Origin of the sequence: Paracoccus actinidiae (assembly GCF_030863885.1) — a bacterium.
GTDB classification, from domain to species: Bacteria; Pseudomonadota; Alphaproteobacteria; order Rhodobacterales; family Rhodobacteraceae; genus Paracoccus; species Paracoccus everestensis.
The window spans coordinates 2946895-2966060 of sequence record NZ_CP132956.1; the positions used below are offsets into that span (position 1 = coordinate 2946895).

Here is a 19166-nt window from a genome sequence, read left to right on the forward strand (position 1 = left end):
CGGCCTGTCTTAGTGACGGACAGCCGGAGTTTCGACGGGCAATCCGTTCCCGCGTGAGGCTACGTAAAGCTCAAGCTCGCGGAATTCCTGGCTGCCGGCCTCGAAAGGGACTCCGCGCGTATCGCGGATGCAGCCCACGAAACGCTGATGCATCGACACGGCGCCCTGGTCCTTGAGACGATACAGCGGAAAGCCGTTGATCTGCCCCTGGCTCAGATGGTCCGAGCGGATGTTGTTACCGAAATTGTCCTCGTGGCAATTGGCGCAGGACATCTCCAGCTGGCCATAGCGCGTGTAATACATCTCCTTGCCCTTCTCCCAGAAGGGCGCGGCATCGCCGTCGATCTTGACCGCGACGGGCATGCCGCGCGACTGCACACCGATCGCAGCCGTCATGTTCTTCATCTCCTGGCTGTTCCAGCCCCAGGCTTCGGCACCCATCCGGTTGGTGCGGCAGTCATTGACATGATCTTCCAGGGCCCAAAGTTCGCCCTTGTCATTCACCCTGGGCATCTCGGCGCGCAGGCCCTTCATGCTTTCTTCGATGTCATTGTGACAATCGGCACAGGACTTGTCCGCGGTTCCTTCGGGCGTATTCCAAGCCTCGAGGCCCGCATCGACAAACAGAAACATCGGGTTGTCGAAATCGTCCTTTTGCATGGCGCGGGTGTCTGGGTCGCGGAACAGCCAGCCCGAATAGACTGTCTCGCCCAAAGCACCCTCTAGGTGATCAGGGGCAGGCGCCTGTGTCGCCAGCTCTTCCTCGCCGTTGATGACCAGCTGGTCGTCCTGGACCGGATCGGCCTGGGCGGCGGTCAGGGCAAGTGTCGCCGCCAGAACCGCCACGGCCTTCACAGTATGGTGCAGCTTCATCTTGCCGTATTTCCTCCCTGGCGATATCGGACCGCGCCACCCTCCATGGTCGCGGGCAGGCCGGGCTTGGGGCCCGGTATCAGGATACTTCGACCTTGTGGGCGTCCTCGTAGACCGACCCGTCATCGTCATACCAGGTGAACTTGAATTCCCCGGTTTCCGGCACCTTGGCATCGAATTCGAGATAGGGATTGGTGCTGATCGCCGGTTCCAGCGTGGTATCTAGCACCAGTTGTCCGTTGAATTCGGCCGTGAAGCGGTTGATGATCGACCGAGGGACGGTATTGCCGTCCTTGTCCTTGCGCTGACCCGACTCCATGGGATGCGAGATCAGCGTCTTGATCGTGATCACCTCATCCTTCGATGCGGTTTTCGGGACGCGGACGCGTGGTTTGACGTTCTCTGCCATGTTCCTGTTCCTTCTCTCTGGATCAGCCGCCGCAACCGCCGATGGTGACCTTCACATTCGCCGCCGTGCGCACAAAACTGCCGTCCGCCAGTTTGGCGATCGCGACGACATCCTGGGTCTTGGCAAGCCGGATGCGCGTTGCCGCGGCTTGGTTTGCAGCCAGCGGTCCAAAGCTGAACTTTGCCACCCCCGGCGTCGGGTTTTCTGTGGCGATCAGCAGGATTTCGGCCGCGCCTGGTGCTTCGACGGAAATGGGGACCGTGTTGCCGTTCTCGGCAATCTCGGGGGCGGTCAGCTTGACGCCGTCACCTTCAGCCACCTCCGCTCCGCCGGTGAATTCGGCGATCATCTCGTCGGCAGTCTGGGCGGGTGCCGCCGCAGCATCCTGTGCCTGCACGGCGATCGGCAGCATGGCCAGCCCGGCAAATCCCGCACTTGCGGCCAGAATCCCGCGTCGTGAAATGAGCATGTTGTTCTTCCTTCCTTGTCGCGTTCCAGACGTCCCAGCGGGACACGGCTGGTTTCATTCCTTGAGCGTCATCAGATAGGCCACGACATCCTCGACCTGCTGGGCCGACAGGATGGGCTTGATGTCCTCGGGCTTCTCAGGGGGCTTTGCGGTATAAGCAACCCCAGGACGGATGAAGGGGCCCACCTTATACATCCCCGGCATAAAGGAGTCCGGGAAGGTGTGCTTGGCATCAACAACGATCCCGCGCAGTTGCGCCTCGCTCCAGCGGTCTGCCGCACCGTCCAGCTGCGGACCAATATTGCCCTGGAAGGGCACATCGGGCAGCGCCTCGATGGCATGGCAGGCGACGCAATTGCCCAGAGCATTGGTGGTCATGACGACCTTGCCCTCTTCGGGATTGCCCGGTGTTCCTGTCAACGATTCAGATACCGATCCGTCTTCGGCCCAAGGCACTCCATCCGGCGCAATTTCTGCCATTGCCGGGGCACCAAGGCTTGCCACTACGACTGTAAGCACCAAGATATGCTGCATCTGCCCTCCCCCAAAGGCGCGGAAGTCACTCTTCCTTGCGACTCACGCATTCATCACTTTAGGGTCTTTGATCCATGATGCAATGCTTATATTGCAATAATTGAATATTTGGCGGAAGGCCTGCTGAACGGCTGTGGGCATTAAAAAGGGACACACCAATGAGCGGATCGGAAAGCATCGCGCGCTTCGGCTTGGGAAACCTGTTGTTCGGCCGGGCGGATGCGCAGGTGCCGCAGTCAACTGCCGCGAAGGCGGAACCGGCCGCGCGATTTGCTGCGATCGAGGAAGCGGCCAATATCTTCAAGACCCTGGGGCACGAAGGACGGCTTCTGATCCTTTGCCATCTGGCCCAAGGTCCAAAAAGCGTCGGAGAGCTTGAAGGGATGCTGGACGCGCGGCAGTCGGCCGTCAGTCAGCAGCTTGCGCGCCTCCGGATTGAAGGGCTGGTTACGGCGCGCCGCGATGGAAAGACGATCTTCTATTCGCTCAAAGACCCGCGCATCGGCGAACTGCTGATCTGTTATGCGCGCATCTTTGGCAATGAAGATCGCAGGGACCTTTGACTGACGCGGCCATGACAGCGGATATCGCGGCAGGATTGCAGGCCGGAACCGTCGGACTAGGGGTTGGCGTCCTTCTGGGCCTCTGCGCGCGGCTGGGCGACTTCTGCACTTTGAGCGCCCTTGAAACCGCTCTGATCGGCGGAGACTTCCGCCGTATTCACATCTGGAGCCTTGCGCTTGGCGTGGCCATCCTGTCGACCCATCTGGCCGATGCCTGGGGCCTGATCGACGTCGGCCGCACTCTGTATCACAGCATTGCCTGGAACCCGGTGTCTAGCGTCGCGGGCGGGCTGCTGTTCGGCTATGGCATGGCGATGGCGGGCAACTGCGGCTTTGGCGCTCTGGTCCGGGCTGGCGATGGCGATATCCGTTCGATCCTGATCGTGGTGGTCCTAGGGATCGCCACCTATGCCACACTTGCGGGCCCACTGGCGCCGCTGCGGGTCTTTATTTTCCCCCAAACGGAACAGAACGGGCGATCGGGGATGGGCGAGGCACTCTCTGCCCTGACCGGCCTTGACCCCGCCTGGATGGCTGCGGCTCTGGGCCTGGCGTTGATTGCGGCCGGGTTGCGCCACCCACAGGTGCGCCATTCGGCTGTTACGGTGATCTGCGCCGCAGGGGTCGGTCTGTCGGTCGTCCTGGCGTTCATAGGCACCACACAGGTCGCGCGCTACAGCATGGACGCTGTCCTGATCGAAGGCCCGTCCTATACCGCCCCAGTCGGACGCACGATCCTGTATCTGATGACCGCGACAGGAACGTTGCCGTCCTTCTCGGTGGGGCTGGTGTCCGGCACGCTTGTCGGGGCGGTAGCGGGATCGCTGTGGCGGCGCAGCTTCCGGTGGGAAGCCTGCGACGATCCGCGCGAACTGGGCCGTCAGTTGGGGGGCGCCATCATGATGGGCATAGGCGGGGTCATCGCGATGGGCTGCACCATCGGCCAAGGCCTGACCGCCACCGCTTTGCTGGCGTGGTCCGGCCCGGTGACCTTGCTGGCCATTGCCGCAGGGGCCTGGGTGGGCTTGCAGCGGCTGCTGCTGTCCGAAGATTTGTAGGGTTCCCGCCAGCCTTGGCCAGCGGAACCCGTCGCGACTACTCGGTCCCGGTATCGACCAGCTTGGTCAGCATCTCGTTCACCGGCTTCATCGTCTCACCCGGATAAGTGCGGTGGCCGACGATGATCTTGCCTGGTTCGTCCGCCGTCTCATAGACGAAGATGCTATAAGGGCAGTGCTGGATATTGGCCGGATCGACCTCCATCACCTCACGGGACACCTTGGCCGAACAGAAGCTGAAGATGTCGGCATGGGTGAACAGATCCTTGGCGCCGCCCACATCTTCCTTGGTGCGGGCCAGCATGTCGCCGACATGGCTGGTCAGGTCGATCACCAGCCCCTCGTTTGTGATCGCCTGTTCGACAGCGAAGGAGATGTCGTCAAAAGACCCCTCCACTGTGCGGACATAAGATACGCCATTCTCGCCGGATGAGGCCGCCTCCTGCGCGGTCGCTTGCCCTGAAGGCAGGGAGAGAGCCAGAAGCGCGGCGCAGGCACTCAGAATTGCTGTCTTGGTCATCAGGTCGTTTCTCCTGCTTTCATGGGCATTAAACGTCAGGGTTCGGCGCGTGCCGGATTGGAAGGAAGTCCCCCGGAAAGCACGGGCGCGGACCACCCTGCATCACTCAGAAGGCGCTCCAGCAAGACCCAGAAGAACTCATCACCGGCATAGCCTTCGATGCGGCCGACCTCTGTCCCCTCGGACAGAAGCACGAAGGTGGGGGTAAAGATCGGGGCCCGCCCGGTCAGGGTCACGCCCGAAGGGAGCGGGGCCTTGATGTCCAGCCGCTGCAGCGGGGCGGCCTGGCCCTCTGCCGTCTTGGGATAGGCGGGGCCGATTTCCTCGTTCCACTGCCGGCAGTAGCTGCATCCGTCGCGTTCGAACATCAGAAGCTGGAGCTCCGCCGGGGCGGCAGTGGCTGCCATCGCCCACAGCACAGCCAAGGCCGCGACAATGGCGGCAAGGCAGGAACAGGTCAGGTGCAGCTTCAATGGCATGGGGAACCGCATTGACGGACGCCGATACGTATTCCAATATGATGATATAAGCGTGTCATTGCAAGCGTGGTGGTAAGGGGCGCCCCGATCCACCCGGTCTTGCCGGAAGGTTGCCGATGCCCGAAATCACGTTTGGCGGGGCTGCCGTCGCGGGAATACTGTCGTTTCTCTCGCCCTGCATCCTGCCGATGGTGCCGTTCTATCTTTGCTACCTGGCCGGGGTCTCGATTGCCGAGATCAAGGGACCACACGGGATGGAGCCGCGCGCGCAGCGGCGGCTTGTCCTGGGGGCTATTGCGTTTTCCTTGGGCGTCACGACGATCTTCGTGTTGCTAGGCCTTGGCGCCACGGCCGCCGGGTCGGCGTTTTCCCGATGGCGGACGGAACTGTCCTGGGTCGCTGCAGGCATCCTGGCGCTGTTCGGGCTGCACTTTCTTGGGATCATCCGCATCCCGTTTCTTTACCGCCAGGCACGGATCGAAGCCTCGGGTAATCCGGCGACTTTGGCAGGCGCTTATGTGATGGGACTGGCCTTTGGCTTTGGCTGGACGCCCTGCGCGGGACCGGCCCTGGCGGCGATCCTGTTTGTCGCCTCGGCTCAGGACAGTCTTTGGCAGGGGGGCGCGCTGCTGCTGGTCTATGGGCTGGCGATGACCTTTCCCTTTGTCCTCATCTCCTTCTTCGCGCGGCCGTTCATGTCCTGGGTGGCGCGCAACCAGCGGATCCTCGGAATGGTCGAACGAGTGATGGGGGTCATGCTGATCCTGTTCGCGGTCCTCATCGCCACGGACGGGGTGAACCGGATCGCCGCCGTCATGGTGGACAACATGGATTGGAGTGCAACCACGCGATGACACGCCTTCATCTTGCCTTGGGCCTCGTCCTGCCGCTTCTGGCGCATGCAGCTCTGGCTGGCCCGGTGCCATTGGGCGACGACGGGCTGCACAAGCCGGACTGGCTGAAGAACAGCTTTAAGGTCCTGGCCGAGGACAATCAGGAAGCAGCCGAGGCAGGCCGCCACCTGCTGCTGATCGTCGAGCAACGGGGCTGCATCTATTGCGCCCGGCTTCACAACGAGGTTCTGACCGATCCACGCATCGACCGGCTGATCCGAGATCATTTCGATGTGGTGCAGGTCGATCTGTTCGGCGGGACCGAGCTGACCGATACGGATGGCGAGGTTCTGACCGAAAAGCGCGCCACCGCAAAATGGGGCGTTCCGCTGACGCCGACGCTGATCTTGCTGCCCCCTGCCCTGCCGCCCGACACGGACGCCGCCCGCGCTGCCATGGCGGTGATCCCGGGCGTTATGGACGCCGACGATACGCTCAAGGTCCTGGAATGGGCGGCGGCGGGCGGACCCGAAACCGGGCGCGACATCCGGGACGTGTTGTTCCAGTAAATTCGCCAGACACGCCATGCTGCCTGACAGGAAGGATCCACCATGCATATCGCTCGCCGCTTTTTTCTGACCCGCACTGCCGCGCTGATCTCGGCTGCGGCACTGCCGCTCGCACCTCTGCGTGGCTGGGCCGTCACAACGATGACCGCCGGCGATCTGCGCATCGACAGCCTGTCTGACGGGCATCTCGAGTTCCCGCCCGAGTTCGCCTTTGCAACGATCCCCGAAATGGTGCGGGCCGAGCTTTTGCGCAGCCTGAACATCGACCCCCAGGCTGTGGTGCATAGCCCGCTGAATATCACGCTGCTGCGCCAGGGCGACCGCGTGGTGCTGTTCGACGTGGGCTCGGGTCCTGATTTCATGCCGACGGCCGGCCGGTTGATCGATGCTCTGTCCGCCATCGACGTCTCTCCTGAGGACGTGACAGATGTGATCTTCACCCACGGGCACCCCGATCATCTGTGGGGGGTGCTGGACGACTTCGACGAGCCCTTGTTCCCCGACGCGACGCTGAAGATGGGCCGGATCGAGTTCGACTACTGGACAGATCCCGCCACGATCGACACCATCGGAGAGGAACGCCAGTCCTTTGCCGCCGGTGCCATGCGCCGCCTGACCGCTATTGGCGACCGGATGGACCGCTTTGACGATGGGGGCGAGGTTCTGCCCGGCATCCGGGCCGTGATGACCCCCGGCCATACGCCCGGCCACATGTCCTTCGAAATCGGCACACCCGATCAAGGCCTGTTCGTGACGGGCGATTTTGTCACCATGCTGGCTGGATTTGCCCGCCCGGACCTTGGCACCGCGACAGATCACGACCCTGCACTTGCGGCACAGACCCGCCAGGCCATGCTGGCGCGGCTTGCGGAGGAGGAATGGACGATCCTCGGCTATCACCTGCCCGATGGCGGCATCGGCCGTGTCCGGCGCGATGGGCAGGCATTTTCATTTGAAAGCGAGGCATGAAGATGTGGTTTGATGCACGCCTGATTGCGGCCGCGATGGTGCTGGCGCTGCCGGGGACATTGGCACAGGCCGACGATACGCCCGACAAGTATCCCGCCTCGGTTCTCTACAGTCCGCCGGTCAAGGTGGCAGAGGGCGTCTACAGCGCGATTGGCGCGACGCAGCCGCCGACCTACGAGAACGCGGGCCACAACAACAACCTGTCCTTCATCGTGACCTCGGACGGGGTGGCGGTGGTCAACGGCGGCGCGTCCTGGAAGCTGGCCGAGGCACTGCACACCGAGATCCGCAAGATCACCGACCAGCCGGTCAAGCTGGTCATCAACGAAAACGGCCAAGGTCATTCGATGCTGGGCAACAGCTATTGGGCGGCGCAGGGCGTTCCCATCCTGGCACACGAAGAGGCTGTGGCCGATTTCATCGACACCGAAGGTCCGCGCGGACTCGACGCGTTGAAGGCCTACGCCAAGGAAAACGCCGAAGGCACAAGCATTGTGGAACCGACGGAAACCTTCACGGACGGCAAGGACATCCAGATGGGGGACACCAGGATCGAGGTGCTTCACCTTGGCCCTGCTCACTCGCCCGGCGACGCGCAGGTCTGGCTGCCGGACAGCAAGGTGCTGATCGCAGGCGACATTGCATTTTCTGAACGCATGCCGCCGATCTTCGAAGGCACCTGCACCCTGTGCTGGATCGAAACCTTTGAGACCAAGCTGGAACCGCTTGGGGCCGAAATCATCGTTCCCGGCCACGGCGCACCGACCGATCTTGCCACCGTGCGGGCCGGAACCGTCGATTACCTCAAGGATCTGCGCGCCAAGATCGCCGAACATCTCGATGCCGGAGGCGATCTGTCGCAGGCTTATTATCTGGATCAGTCCCAGTGGACCTGGATGGACACCTTCGATGAATTGGCCACGAAGAATGCAGGCGTTGTGTTTTCCGAAATGGAGTTCGAATGATCGCTGGCGGCGAGCGGGATCACGCCCCCGCTTCCCGCCGCTGATCGACCAGGCGATCGGTGGCCATGCCCCCGATCCACATCGAGAAGAGCGCAATCCAGGCTGTCAAGGCCATGATCGAGGTGCCCGACACCCCGTTGCCGATCGAACAGCCACCCGCCAACATCCCGCCAAATCCCATCATCACGGCGCCCACCATGGCACGACGCGTCTGTGCGGCGCTTTCAAAGCTTTGGAATCGCAGGACGCCACCGATCCAGGCCGCCAGGAACGAGCCGATGAAGACACCCGGCACCAGGCCGATGTCAAAGCTCCAGCCCTCGAACGGCACCAGCATGGCCATCAGCGTGTTGGCCGAGGGGCCTGTGAACGTGACAGATGTGACCGAGACAGGATCGAAGGCGATCTGCGAGAGGCTATAGGTCAGGAAATAGCCAATCGCCACGGTAACGCCCACGCCTGCCCCAAAGATCAGGATGCCGGCTGAGATGTGGTTCCGCCAAGCAAGGAACAGCGCAGCCGCCGCACACAGCACTCCCGCCGCAAGCGCGCTCCAGTCCGGCAGCCCTAGCCAGCCGAACAGGTCGATGTTGCGTCCGTCGGGCGTGATCCATAACTGGGCCAGTTGAGTCCGCGTGCCGGAAAGCCAGCCGTGTAGCGTCATCTGGGCTGTCACGGCAAATAGCAGCCCGCTGAGGATCGAACGCAGGTTGCCGGTCGCCGCCAGCACCAGCAGGCGCCCAGGACAGCCGCGCGCAAGGACCATCCCCGCTCCGAAGATCAGCCCACCGATGATCGCGCCGCTGATGCTGCCGGTAACGGACATCATCCGCGCAGCTTCGGTATCCACGAGGCCCTGCATCCGGGCCGCCTGAACCCAGATCACGGCCGAAGAAAATGCCAGCAGCCAGACAGCCATGCGTGCCCCAAGCATCCCCCGGGCGAATTCAACAGTGGCCGCACGCAAACAGAAGGCCGACCGCTGCGCCGCAACCCCGAAGAAAATCCCCACCAGCAGCCCCATCAGTGCCGCGGTGGGCAAGTCTCCTACCCTCTCCGTAATGGCCGAGAATTCCATCACTTGGCTCTCTTCGTGGTTCAAGCCGAGTCATAGCGGCGCGGACTTAAACTTGCCATGCGACAGGTTATCCAAACCAGGCCGAGGTATGCTCCCCACGTGGATTTCCCTGCCCTTGCGACGACCCTGATCGTAACCCTCGCCGTGGGTGTCGAAACTGGGATCGCGTCGTTGATACGATCCGCTGACGCAGACTGATCCGTCAGTGTGCTGCGTCGAATGCTGCTTCGGCACGACGCTGATCCGAGCGACTGCTGCCTGGCAGATCGTCAAAGTCGCCGCGCAACGCTTTGAGCGCATAGCGTTCGCGCTCGATCTCGCCCTGGGTGCGAAATCCAAGCGCTCTCAGGAACGGAACCGGTGGACACCACCCTTGTGTGGCGTGCTGCAGCAAGAAGCCGGTAACCACAAGCGGCAGATAAGCCCATCGCCGATCATGCGTCATCGACAAGACAGTTCCGGTCAGTGCGAGCGTTGCTGCATTCGCTTCGATCGCGCGCTCGATATCCCATTCCTCGTCCAGCTCCCTCAGTCGCTGCGCGATCAGGTGCGGCCTTGAGGCGAGCCATTCCAGCCGTTTCTCTGCCTGCTGCTCGAACTTACGATGGGCTTCCGGACTTCCTTGGGAACGCGTAGCAGTCGTTGCAAGCATAGAGAGCCTCCACTTACCGACGTGTGAGAGTGCCAACCCTCGTCCCGTGCGGATGTTCCATCGCCTTGTCCGGCTGTTCCCGGCAGCAATCGGCAAGCGCAGCGCGGGAGAAGGCATCAGCCGGTGTGGGCAGGATAGGCTTTTGCGCCTTTTGCTCCTGCCGCTTTTGCAAGCTTCAAGCACAGGTGAGCGTACACGGCGGACCTTGGATAGGATTGCAGATCTTGTCTGCCCGACCGCACAGCTTCTCCTAGCTGCGTTCCTCGATCTGCACGATACGGCCGTCCTCAAGCGTCAGTATCCGGTCGGCCCGGTCAAGAATGCGGCTGTCATGGGTGACAAGCAGCGTGGTGGTGCCGCGTGCGGCACCCATGCGCTTCAGAAGATCCACCACCTCGGCTGCGCTGTCCTTGTCCAAGGCCGCCGTTGGTTCGTCCGCAAGCACTAGCAGGGGATTGCCCACCAGTGCGCGGGCCACGGCGACACGCTGCTTCTGCCCACCCGAGAGATTTGCAGGGAGATAGGCGGTGCGGTGCGCCAGGCCCAGCAACCCAAGGGCATGAACGGCTGCCTTGCGAGCCAAGCGGTCGGGGACGTTTCCATGCACCTGCACACCCATCATTACGTTCTGAGCCGCTGTCAGACTTTCATGAAGGTTATGGGCCTGGAAGATGAAGCCGAGCTGTTGGCGCAGGGTAACAAGCTGCGCCTCGGTCGCACCATGCAGCTCGTGATCGAGCAAACGCACTGATCCGTCCTGCACCGCGCGCAGACAGCCGATCAGTGTCAGAACCGTGGTCTTTCCCGATCCGGACGGACCCATGAGCACGGTGAAACTGCCACGTCCCAGGGTCACGTTCACGTCGAACAGGGCCTGCTTCTTCGCGTCGCCGCTGCCGAACCAGTGGTTGAGCCCCCGCGCCTCGACGATGATTTCTGCGTCCATGGCGGGCCTCAGAACAGGTCAGCTGGGTCGGCGGCGGCTAGGCGGCGCGTCGCGATGGCGCCTGAGAGGGCCGAAAAGAACAGGGTACCCAGAAAGACGCTGATGGCCATGGATGGCGTCATCGCCAGCGGCAGGGTGGTGATGGTGCCCATCAGGGTCAGGATCGCGGTCCCGACAATTAAGCCCGGAAGAAAACCCATGACCCCCAGCACCAGGGCTTCTTCGAGCACGATGCCCAGAAAGAAGCGGGGGCCATACCCCATGGCCTTGAAGGTGGCATATTCGCGCAGGTGATCGGCCACGTCGGTGGACAACACCTGATACACGATCACAAGCCCCACCAGCACGCCGATCAGCACGCCAAAGCCGAAGATGATGCCCGTAGGTCGCTTGGTCTGCTGGTAGCGCAGATCGTCCTGCCCGGCCTGCTCGAAGGTGCGGATGCGCAGCGTGGGATCCGAGATCAGATGCTTCAGTCGCGCGATCACCGCCTCTGCCTGTGCCCCCGGGCGCAATGTCAGCAGGATATGGTCGGGCGCCGCGGAACTGCGGGCGGGAAACAGTGATAGAAAGGTCTGGTCGGAAACGAGCATATAGCCATCCCCGCCAAACCCGCCGCCGCCCGCGAATGTGGCATAGGCGGTAAGAGTGCGCCCCTCCGTCTCGAACCTCAGGGGCGATTGCGGGCGGATTGCGGCAGCCTCGTCCCGCGCCAACCCACGGGCAAGGCGGTCGAGGATCGCCGCGTCCTGAACCTGCAAAAGCCCAAGGTCCCCAGCTATTTCCGGCGCAAGAAAACCTGTCTTGACTGGATCGAGCCCGAAGGTTGTCAAGCTGATGTCCTTGTCGCTCCGGTCCCAGGGCACATTGGCGATAAAAAGACTTGCGCCCTCCGCCACATCAGGGTCGGCCATCGCCTGCAGCGACCACTGCCGCGCAACATTACCGCCATCAGTCAGCGAGTTGGCATCCCCGGCCGAAATCATGATGTCGGCCCGAAAGAACTGATACGGACGCAGCGTGGCGGCGGCCATGGAGTTCATGATGCCCAGCTGAACGAAGACCAGCACATTGGCGAAGGCGACGCCTGCAAGCGCGGCCGCAAAGCGGGTGCGGTTGTGCGTCAGTTGCAGCCAGCCGATGGGCAGTCGCCCGAACAGGCGTTGCAGAAGGCGGCTCATGGCGCGGCCCCGGCAGTCGTGTCGATCCGGGCAACGACTTCCAGATTGGTAAAGCGCGCGGCCAGATCCGAGGAGACCTTGTCCAGTGCCACCAGCACGCGGATCACCCGTGCGTCCTTATTCTCCGCAGAGTCGTCGGAGATCAGCCCTTGCCGGCCGACCGTCAGGCCGATGCGGTCCACCCGGCCTTGCAGGGTGGTTCCAAGGGCTGCCGCGGCCAGTTCGACCGGCTGGCCGATGCGAACGGCGGGAATGCGATCCTGCCAGACCTCGACTTCGGCCATCATCTGCTCTGTATCCCCCATTTCCATGATGCCTTGGACCGGTGGACGTCCCCCTAGGCTTGCGTGAATAATCAGGATCGTTCCTGCAATCGGGGCCACCACGTCTGCCCGCGCCAGATCCAGCCGGGCGAGGGCCAGTTCTGCGCGGGCGGCATCCACATTGCGCGCCGCCACGACCACGTCGGGCTGATCGTCCAAGGCCAAGGCCGAAAACCTCTTCAAGGTTGCTTCAGCCCGCGCCACCGCCTGCCTTGAGCCTTCGGCGGCCGCGCGGACCGATTCCAGCGTGGCCTGCGTGGCGACCGACCGGCCAAAAAGCGCTTCCGTCCGCGCAACCGTCGTCTGCGCCTCGGCGGCCGTTGCCAGTGCCTGATCAAGAGCGGCCTGCGCCTCGTCTCGGCTGGCTGCGACGGCAGATCGGGTCTGCACGAGATTGGCCTCGCCGACGGCGAGGTTGGCCTCGGCCATCAGCACCGCACCTTCCATCGTCGGGCGATTGTCCAGTTGGGCCAGCACCGCGCCTTTCTCCACGCGGTCACCCTCCTCAACCAGGATTTCGGCCACTCGCGCATCTCCTGCGCCATAAGGTGGGGCCACGATCGAGACGTCACCCTGCGGCATAAGCCGTGCAAGCCCCACCACATCGGTGGGCAACATGGTTTCGGCCATCTTCGGCGGCAGCTCGATATTTGGCGGAAGGGCAATAGGCGCATCAGATCCGCCGCCGGGCTGCAGACCCGTCAGCGCATAGAACTTCTGCAAGCCCAGCGGCTGGTAATACATCCCGACGACTGCGCCCGTGAACATGAAGGCGGGAACAAGCAGCACCAGGAGATATTGTTTGCGAAACCACCGCCGCCCCGGTGCTGCCACCGGGTCAGCCAGCTTCAGGTCAAGCGGAAGCGCTTCATCTTTGACCTTGGTCATGCAAGCTCTCCCTGCCCTGGTGACCCTCAAGGATCATATCAGTTTCAGTTCGTGGATGGGTCAGTTCGCGAAGTCGTCCCGGATGATCCCTGGCGTGTTCCCTGCTGGGAACCTCCCGTCTACTGCAACAAGTTGCAGACTACAGGACAAAGGACGCATGGAACTTGACCAAGGTCAGGGAGGCTGGCGCAAAGCCAAGGCCTTCTCTGAACGCCGATCTCACGCAGGCTCGTCGTTCACTGCACCGCAGGCATCAGAAAAAGGATCAGCAGGAACGCCATGGCCGCATCTGATGGCAGACCAGACGATGTCGTCATCGGCTGCTCCTATGCTGGGCAGTGGCGGCGATCACCATCCAGACCAGCGACCGCAGGGTCATGGCGCCGAGCGTCCGCGTTTCCCACGGGCCACCGCTCAGCACGTGCCAGCCGCAGGCTGCGAAGACGATCAGGGTCGCCGCGAGAATAGCGAAAGAAAACCCGGGCGCCCAGTCGCGGCCCTGCCACAGCCCGACGCCCGCCAGCACATAGGCGAAGCCGGCAAGGAAATTGAACACGAGCACGAATTAGAGGATGGCACCCATGTCTGTCGCGCCAAAAAGCGCCCGCCGGCCGCTCAGGATCGTCAGCAGACCGAAAACGACGGCAATAGCGGCAGCAATTCGAATCGCATTTATGACAGACTGCGAATGAGCACTGGCACCTTGCGCCGTCGGCCTTGCTTCAAGAATTTCGCGCGGGAAGCCCAACGATCATCCTGGCACAGGCGGTTTGCTCGCCATCGGCGTCTTCCCAAATGCGCGATAGTGAGAAGATGCAGACTCACCTCCTCATAGAAGGAAGTGGGCTTCACCGAAAAAGAAGTTCGTCGCCGGCAAGCGAAGAGATGCCGCGCAGGGTGATCCAGAGCCGACCCGGCACTTCGATCACCATGTCCGCGCCATTGGGGCGTGTGCGGATGTCCTCGCTGCGAAATCCATTCAGCAAGATTGCATCTTCTGCGCCATCAAAGTCGGTGATGGTGTCGCTGCCGCTGTCCAGGGGCTTGCCGGAGTCGTGCGCGTAAAAGGCAAAGACATCCCTGCCCGTTCCGCCGGTCAATGTGTCGTTGCCGGCGCGCCCGTCCAGATAATCGCCGTCCGCGCCTCCCGCCAGTATGTCGTTGCCCGCTCCACCGAAGAGTTCATCGGAACCGTCTCCGCCTTCAATCAGGTCGTCCCCTCCGAAACCGATAAGCTCATCGTGCCCAGCAAGCCCGGTCATGTGGTTGGCTCCCGGCGTGCCGCGCAACATATCATCGTCAGGCGAGCCGAAGACGTCTCGGGCAAGGGTACCGGTTGCAAAAACGATGGACGCAAGCGTCGCGGCCGAAAACAGCATGGATCGCATGATTATCCTCCTCCATTACGGCTTCGCCTGTAGGTGAGTTGAGCGAAGGCCTGTCTGCTGTTCTGTACGCGTCAAAGCTGACATCCACCTTAAGACAGCAGGTCGGATGCTTCAGATGGCGGTAAGCCTGAACCGGGACATTTTGATCACGATGGCGACGCAACTGCTCTTCATCTTGGCAACTTGATCTCGGCGGACGGGCCTTTCAGGGCAACACCGCTCCCGTGCCGAAGGTCTGTTTGGTTCGGACGCGGCCATCGGTACCGCGGTCGGGTCGGGTGCCTTTGGTACCATAAGCGAGGTGCTGATCCTCGCCGGACGCTCGCGAGTGCTGGAGTCGACCCTCAGTAGGCTCAATCGCATGTGGCCGCAGGCGAAGGCTCCCAGATACAGTGCCATGATACCGAGACAGATCCATTCTGCCTGTCCCAGCATCTCACGCCTCTTTGGTGGGATCAAAGGCCAGCAAGCGCAGAGCATTGAGGGTGACCAGAACCGTGGCCCCGGTGTCGGCCAGGATGGCAATCCAGAGGCCGGTGATGCCGAGGATCGAGGTCACGAGGAATACTGCCTTGAGCCCGATCGCCAGCGTCACATTTTGCCGGATGTTGCCCATCGTCGCCCGTGCCAGCCGGATCAGGGCCGGGGCATCGGTGACGCGATCCCGCAGGATCGCTCCGTCGGCCGTTTCCAGCGCCACGTCGGTGCCAGACCCCATCGCCACGCCCACCCTTGCCTCTTTCAAGGCAGGAGCGTCGTTGATGCCGTCGCCGATCATCATGACGTTGCCCTGGCGGTTCAGGTCGCGGATCGTGGTCAGCTTGTCTTCGGGCAGCATGCTCGCGCGGAAATCGATGCCGAGTTGTCCGGCAATGGCTGCTGCGGTGCGGGGATTGTCTCCGGTCAGCATCGTGGCGGCGACGCCCAATGTGCTCAACTGCCGAACGGCCTTGGCCGCATCGTCGCGGGGCTCGTCCCGTATCGCGATCAGCCCGAGGGGCTGTCCAGCCCGGAACACCGCCACAACGGTCTTGCCCTGCTCTTCCAGCACAGTCGCGCGCTGCACGGCGGCCGCGTCGATCCCGCCGATTTCCGCAGCATGGGACGGCGAGGACACCCAGGCCTTTGCTTCGCCTACAATGGCTTCGACGCCTCGTCCGGCAAGAGCGCGGGCATCACGCGCAGCCGGGATCGAGACTTCGGCTGCCTTGGCCCGGCGCAGAATGGCCTGCGCAAGCGGATGGTTCGAGCCCGCCTCTACACCAGCCGCAACGGCCAGAAGCTCGGCCTCAAGAACGCCAGAAGCAGGGATCAGATCGGTCACGACCGGCTTGCCCCGCGTCAGGGTGCCTGTCTTGTCAAAGGCAACATGCGTGGTCTTTGCCGCCGCCTCGATCACCGCGCCGCCCTTCATCAGCATTCCGCGTTTCGCCCCCGAGGACAGCGCCGAAGCGATGGAGGCCGGGACCGAGATCACCAGGGCGCAAGGGCAGCCGATCAGCAGCAGTGCCAACCCGCGATAGATCCAGGTGCTCCAATCCTGACCGAAGGCCAGTGGTGGTACCACGACTACCAATGCCGAGAGCGCGATGACCGCGGGCATGTAGACCCGCGAGAAACGGTCGATGAAGCGTTCCGTGGGTGCGCGGGCCTCCTCTGCCTCCTCCACCAGGCGAATGATGCGGGCGATGGTGTTGTCTGATGGTTCCGTTGTCACGCGCATGCGCAGCACGGCCTCGGTATTGATGGAGCCGGCAAAAACCCCATCCCCCACGCTTCGGGTCACTGGCACGCTTTCGCCCGTGACCGGGCTTTCGTCGACACCGCTTGTGCCCTCGATGATGTCGCCATCCGCGGGAATTCGATCCCCAGGACGAACGAGGACGATCTGCCCGATCTCCAGACTGTCGGCCGGGACGGTCCGTGTCTGGCTGCCGACTTCGAGAAGCGCGGTCTTCGGCACAAGGTTTGCCAAGGCCTGGATGCCCTGGCGGGCCTTCCCGGCAGCAACGCCCTCAAGGACCTCACCCACGGCAAACAGGAAGATGACCAAGGCTGCTTCTTCCGCGGCGCCGATAACCAAGGCACCGGTAGCAGCAATGGTCATCAGCCCCTCGATGGTGAAGGGCTGGCCCATGCGCAGCGCCTCGAAGGCGCGCTTCGCCACCGGAACAAGGCCAATCAGGCAGGCGGCGACAAAGGCCCAGGAGCCGGCCTCCACCGATGTCAGCAGCTCGACCAACCAGGCGGCGGACAGCAAAGCGCCGGTCAAGATGACAGCCCGGCCCTTTCCGGTCTGGTGCCAAGACGTCTCGCGTTCGGCTGGAGCCTCCTGAGCATCAGGAGTCTCGTGCTGCATTGGGGCAGTGGAGCTGCTTTCATCCTGGTCCTCTGAGGTGCTTGTCCGAGAGGTCGGCATCGCGCCCGGCAACACGAATGCCTTCTTGCGCGGCGCCTGCTGCCCCTTGGGCGCAATCCCGAAGCCCAGCTTGCGGATGGTGCCTTCGATGACCTCCGGCTCTGTCGTGCCCGGAGCCAGGTTCAGCGACAGACGTTCCGCCATGAGTGCCACCTTGACGTCGCTGACGCCCGGCAACCGCTCCACCGCCCGCGACACCTTTGTCGTGCAGGCCGCGCAGTCCATGCCTGTCACGGTCCACTCGCGCCGCTCTATTATCTCTTCCATTATCTTGCGTCCTGCCCGAAGTCTTTTCTTCATCGAGTCGGGAAGATAGGAGCTCTAGCAACTAGAGGTTCAAGAGGTTTCTCATGTTGAGCATCGGAAAACTGAGCGCGGCTACAGGCGTCAAGGTGCCGACCATCCGCTACTACGAAGAGATTGGCCTGCTGCCCGAGGCCGAACGCAGCGCGGGCAACCAGCGGCTCTACGGCACGAAGGCCCAGGAGCGGCTTGCCTTTATCCGTCACTCCCGCGAGCTCGGCTTCTCGCTTGACGACATCCGGGAACTGCTCAGTCTGTCAGACCGGCCCGACATGTCTTGCGCTGCCGCCGATGTGATCGCTACGCGCCAGCTTGGGTCCGTCAAGGACCGCATCACGCGCCTTCAAGCCTTGCAGCAGGAGTTGGAGCGCATGCTGACGCAATGCGCCCAAGGCACGATCTCCGACTGCAAGGTCATCGAGGTGCTAAGCAACCACGAGAACTGCCTGCACGCTGTCGCTGTAGACGACAGGCCTTAGACCTCGAAGGCTGCGAGAATGGGGCAGGTCCTGGATCCTCCCTTGGAACAGTCCTCCGCTAGCCTCTCGAGATGTTGTCGAGCGCGCTGCAGTTCAGCGATCTGCTCATCAAGCTTGTCCAGCCGTTTTCGGGCCATTTCCTGTGCCCGGTGATGGTCCTGCCCCGAGTCCAGAGCGATCAACTCCTTGATCTCTTCGAGCGTGAAGCCAGCTTGCTGCGCTTTGCGGATGAAGCGAAGCCGCCGGACATCCTCCTCATCGTAGCGGCGAATGCCGCCGTCTCGCACCGGTGTTGGCAGCAGGTCCTTCCGCTGATAAAAGCGGATGGTCTCGACGCCGACGCCGCCAGCCTCGGCAAGTTTTCCAATCGAAAGCACCTTTTGCCTCTTGATCCCGTACTATGGTACAGGACTTATATACGTGCCGACATGCTCCGTTACAAGAACGGCAAGGAGTCCCAGAGATGTCGGAACATAATGCCCATGGCGCCGAAAAGTCGGCCCTCCTTTACCGGATGATGATGCCGGATCACACCTGTCCCTATGGCCTCAAGGCTCTGGACCTGCTGAAGCGGTCGGGCTTTGCGGTCGAGGATCATCACCTTGCCACGCGGCAGGAGGTCGAGGCCTTCAAGGCCAGCCATGATGTCGCGACCACGCCGCAGATCTTCATGGGTGACCGGCGCATCGGCGGCTATGATGATTTGCGGCGCTATCTCGGCAAGCGCGTCACCGATCCCAAGGCCACAAGCTACCGGCCTGTGATGGCCCTGTTCGCCATGACGCTGCTGATGGCGCTTGCCGCAAGCTTCGCGGTCTACGGCACGCCCTTCACCCTGCGGGCTGCCGAATGGTTCATCGCCTTCAGCATGGCCATCCTGGCGCTCCTGAAGCTGCAGAACGTCGAGAGCTTCGCGACGATGTTCCTGAACTACGACCTGCTGGCCAAGCGATGGGTGCCCTATTCCTACATCTACCCTTTCGCCGAGGGGCTGGCGGGCATCCTGATGATTGCCGGCGCCCTGACCTGGCTGTCCGTTCCCATTGCCCTGGTCATTGGCAGCATCGGTGCGGTGTCGGTCTTCAAGGCCGTCTATCTGGATCGGCGCGAACTCAAATGCGCCTGCGTCGGCGGATCGAGCAACGTGCCCCTGGGCTTTGTGTCGCTGACCGAGAACCTGATGATGATCGCCATGGCGGTCTGGATGGCCCTCGGTGCCCTCGGGCTGCTGCCACCCTGGGCGCACGGAATGTGATCGGACGCTTGGC

General features: G+C 62.6%; 24 protein-coding genes. 8 read left to right on the forward strand and 16 right to left on the reverse strand.

The window, feature by feature from the left end:
• Positions 1-9: 9 nt before the first annotated feature.
• The 4 genes from soxA to soxX form a co-directional block, all read right to left on the reverse strand.
• Complete coding sequence (gene soxA / locus Q5701_RS14680) at positions 10-873, reverse strand: sulfur oxidation c-type cytochrome SoxA (protein WP_306751733.1); 864 nt, start codon at positions 871-873, stop codon at positions 10-12.
• A 79-nt stretch (positions 874-952) separates the two neighbouring features.
• Positions 953-1282 carry a thiosulfate oxidation carrier complex protein SoxZ gene (soxZ, locus tag Q5701_RS14685; RefSeq protein ID WP_306751735.1) on the reverse strand — a complete coding sequence of 110 codons (330 nt, stop codon included), beginning with the start codon at positions 1280-1282 and terminating at the stop codon, positions 953-955.
• 22 nt (positions 1283-1304) lie between these two features.
• Positions 1305-1751: a thiosulfate oxidation carrier protein SoxY gene (soxY, locus tag Q5701_RS14690; protein WP_306751736.1), complete on the reverse strand. Its 447-nt coding sequence runs from the start codon at positions 1749-1751 to the stop codon at positions 1305-1307.
• 54 nt (positions 1752-1805) lie between these two features.
• The gene (soxX, locus tag Q5701_RS14695) at positions 1806-2285 is read right to left on the reverse strand and encodes a sulfur oxidation c-type cytochrome SoxX (protein WP_306751737.1); all 480 of its coding nucleotides are present in this window, start codon (positions 2283-2285) and stop codon (positions 1806-1808) included.
• A 158-nt stretch (positions 2286-2443) separates the two neighbouring features.
• Here soxX and Q5701_RS14700 point away from each other — a divergent pair, with 158 nt between their 5' ends.
• Entirely contained in the window at positions 2444-2848 is a 405-nt protein-coding gene (locus Q5701_RS14700; RefSeq protein WP_306751738.1) for an ArsR/SmtB family transcription factor, read from the forward strand.
• 11 nt (positions 2849-2859) lie between these two features.
• Positions 2860-3906 carry a YeeE/YedE family protein gene (locus Q5701_RS14705; RefSeq protein WP_306751739.1) on the forward strand — a complete coding sequence of 349 codons (1047 nt, stop codon included), beginning with the start codon at positions 2860-2862 and terminating at the stop codon, positions 3904-3906.
• Positions 3907-3943: 37 nt separating this feature from the next.
• Here the strand turns inward: Q5701_RS14705 and Q5701_RS14710 are convergent, their stop codons facing one another.
• The gene (locus Q5701_RS14710; protein WP_306751740.1) at positions 3944-4426 is read right to left on the reverse strand and encodes a DUF302 domain-containing protein; all 483 of its coding nucleotides are present in this window, start codon (positions 4424-4426) and stop codon (positions 3944-3946) included.
• Positions 4427-4461: 35 nt separating this feature from the next.
• A complete protein-coding gene (locus Q5701_RS14715; RefSeq protein WP_306751741.1) occupies positions 4462-4905 on the reverse strand; it encodes a thioredoxin fold domain-containing protein in 444 nt (147 codons plus the stop codon).
• Positions 4906-5021: 116 nt separating this feature from the next.
• On the opposite strand from Q5701_RS14715, the gene Q5701_RS14720 reads away from it, so the two are divergent.
• The 4 genes from Q5701_RS14720 to Q5701_RS14735 are packed head-to-tail and all read left to right on the forward strand — an operon-like array spanning position 5022 to position 8241.
• Positions 5022-5759: a cytochrome c biogenesis CcdA family protein gene (locus Q5701_RS14720; protein ID WP_306751742.1), complete on the forward strand. Its 738-nt coding sequence runs from the start codon at positions 5022-5024 to the stop codon at positions 5757-5759.
• Complete coding sequence (locus Q5701_RS14725) at positions 5756-6307, forward strand: thioredoxin family protein (RefSeq protein ID WP_306751743.1); 552 nt, start codon at positions 5756-5758, stop codon at positions 6305-6307. The genes Q5701_RS14720 and Q5701_RS14725 overlap by 4 nt, the downstream gene beginning before the upstream one ends.
• 42 nt (positions 6308-6349) lie before the next feature.
• Positions 6350-7276, forward strand: coding sequence for an MBL fold metallo-hydrolase (locus tag Q5701_RS14730; protein WP_306751745.1), 927 nt, complete (start codon positions 6350-6352; stop codon positions 7274-7276).
• A gap of 2 nt (positions 7277-7278) precedes the next feature.
• A complete protein-coding gene (locus tag Q5701_RS14735; protein WP_373568664.1) occupies positions 7279-8241 on the forward strand; it encodes an MBL fold metallo-hydrolase in 963 nt (320 codons plus the stop codon).
• Positions 8242-8260: 19 nt separating this feature from the next.
• On the opposite strand, the gene Q5701_RS14740 is transcribed toward Q5701_RS14735, so the two are convergent.
• The 9 genes from Q5701_RS14740 to Q5701_RS14780 all read right to left on the reverse strand — a co-directional run bounded on the left by Q5701_RS14740 (position 8261) and on the right by Q5701_RS14780 (position 17416).
• Complete coding sequence (locus tag Q5701_RS14740; RefSeq protein WP_306755424.1) at positions 8261-9319, reverse strand: YeeE/YedE family protein; 1059 nt, start codon at positions 9317-9319, stop codon at positions 8261-8263.
• A gap of 202 nt (positions 9320-9521) precedes the next feature.
• Positions 9522-9971 (reverse strand): hypothetical protein, encoded by a 450-nt coding sequence (locus Q5701_RS14745; RefSeq protein WP_306751747.1) that lies wholly within the window; start codon positions 9969-9971, stop codon positions 9522-9524.
• A 250-nt stretch (positions 9972-10221) separates the two neighbouring features.
• The gene (locus Q5701_RS14750) at positions 10222-10917 is read right to left on the reverse strand and encodes an ATP-binding cassette domain-containing protein (protein WP_306751748.1); all 696 of its coding nucleotides are present in this window, start codon (positions 10915-10917) and stop codon (positions 10222-10224) included.
• An 8-nt stretch (positions 10918-10925) separates the two neighbouring features.
• Positions 10926-12098 (reverse strand): FtsX-like permease family protein, encoded by a 1173-nt coding sequence (locus Q5701_RS14755; RefSeq protein ID WP_306751749.1) that lies wholly within the window; start codon positions 12096-12098, stop codon positions 10926-10928.
• The gene (locus tag Q5701_RS14760; protein ID WP_306751750.1) at positions 12095-13309 is read right to left on the reverse strand and encodes an HlyD family efflux transporter periplasmic adaptor subunit; all 1215 of its coding nucleotides are present in this window, start codon (positions 13307-13309) and stop codon (positions 12095-12097) included. The genes Q5701_RS14755 and Q5701_RS14760 overlap by 4 nt, the downstream gene beginning before the upstream one ends.
• Before the next feature lie 313 nt (positions 13310-13622).
• On the reverse strand, positions 13623-13871 hold the full coding sequence (locus Q5701_RS14765) for a hypothetical protein (RefSeq protein ID WP_306751751.1): 249 nt from the start codon (positions 13869-13871) through the stop codon (positions 13623-13625).
• A gap of 3 nt (positions 13872-13874) precedes the next feature.
• Positions 13875-14057 (reverse strand): hypothetical protein, encoded by a 183-nt coding sequence (locus tag Q5701_RS14770; protein WP_306751753.1) that lies wholly within the window; start codon positions 14055-14057, stop codon positions 13875-13877.
• A 100-nt stretch (positions 14058-14157) separates the two neighbouring features.
• Positions 14158-14697 (reverse strand): calcium-binding protein, encoded by a 540-nt coding sequence (locus Q5701_RS14775; RefSeq protein ID WP_306751755.1) that lies wholly within the window; start codon positions 14695-14697, stop codon positions 14158-14160.
• A 436-nt stretch (positions 14698-15133) separates the two neighbouring features.
• Complete coding sequence (locus Q5701_RS14780; RefSeq protein ID WP_306751756.1) at positions 15134-17416, reverse strand: heavy metal translocating P-type ATPase; 2283 nt, start codon at positions 17414-17416, stop codon at positions 15134-15136.
• 50 nt (positions 17417-17466) lie between these two features.
• On the opposite strand from Q5701_RS14780, the gene Q5701_RS14785 reads away from it, so the two are divergent.
• Positions 17467-17898, forward strand: coding sequence for a MerR family transcriptional regulator (locus tag Q5701_RS14785; protein ID WP_306751757.1), 432 nt, complete (start codon positions 17467-17469; stop codon positions 17896-17898).
• On the opposite strand, the gene Q5701_RS14790 is transcribed toward Q5701_RS14785, so the two are convergent.
• Positions 17895-18275, reverse strand: a complete 381-nt coding sequence (locus tag Q5701_RS14790) for a MerR family transcriptional regulator (RefSeq protein ID WP_306751758.1) — start codon at positions 18273-18275, stop codon at positions 17895-17897. The genes Q5701_RS14785 and Q5701_RS14790 overlap by 4 nt on opposite strands.
• Positions 18276-18361: 86 nt before the next feature.
• Between Q5701_RS14790 and Q5701_RS14795 the strand changes: the two genes are divergently transcribed.
• The gene (locus Q5701_RS14795; RefSeq protein WP_306751759.1) at positions 18362-19153 is read left to right on the forward strand and encodes a glutaredoxin family protein; all 792 of its coding nucleotides are present in this window, start codon (positions 18362-18364) and stop codon (positions 19151-19153) included.
• Positions 19154-19166 lie beyond the last annotated feature (13 nt).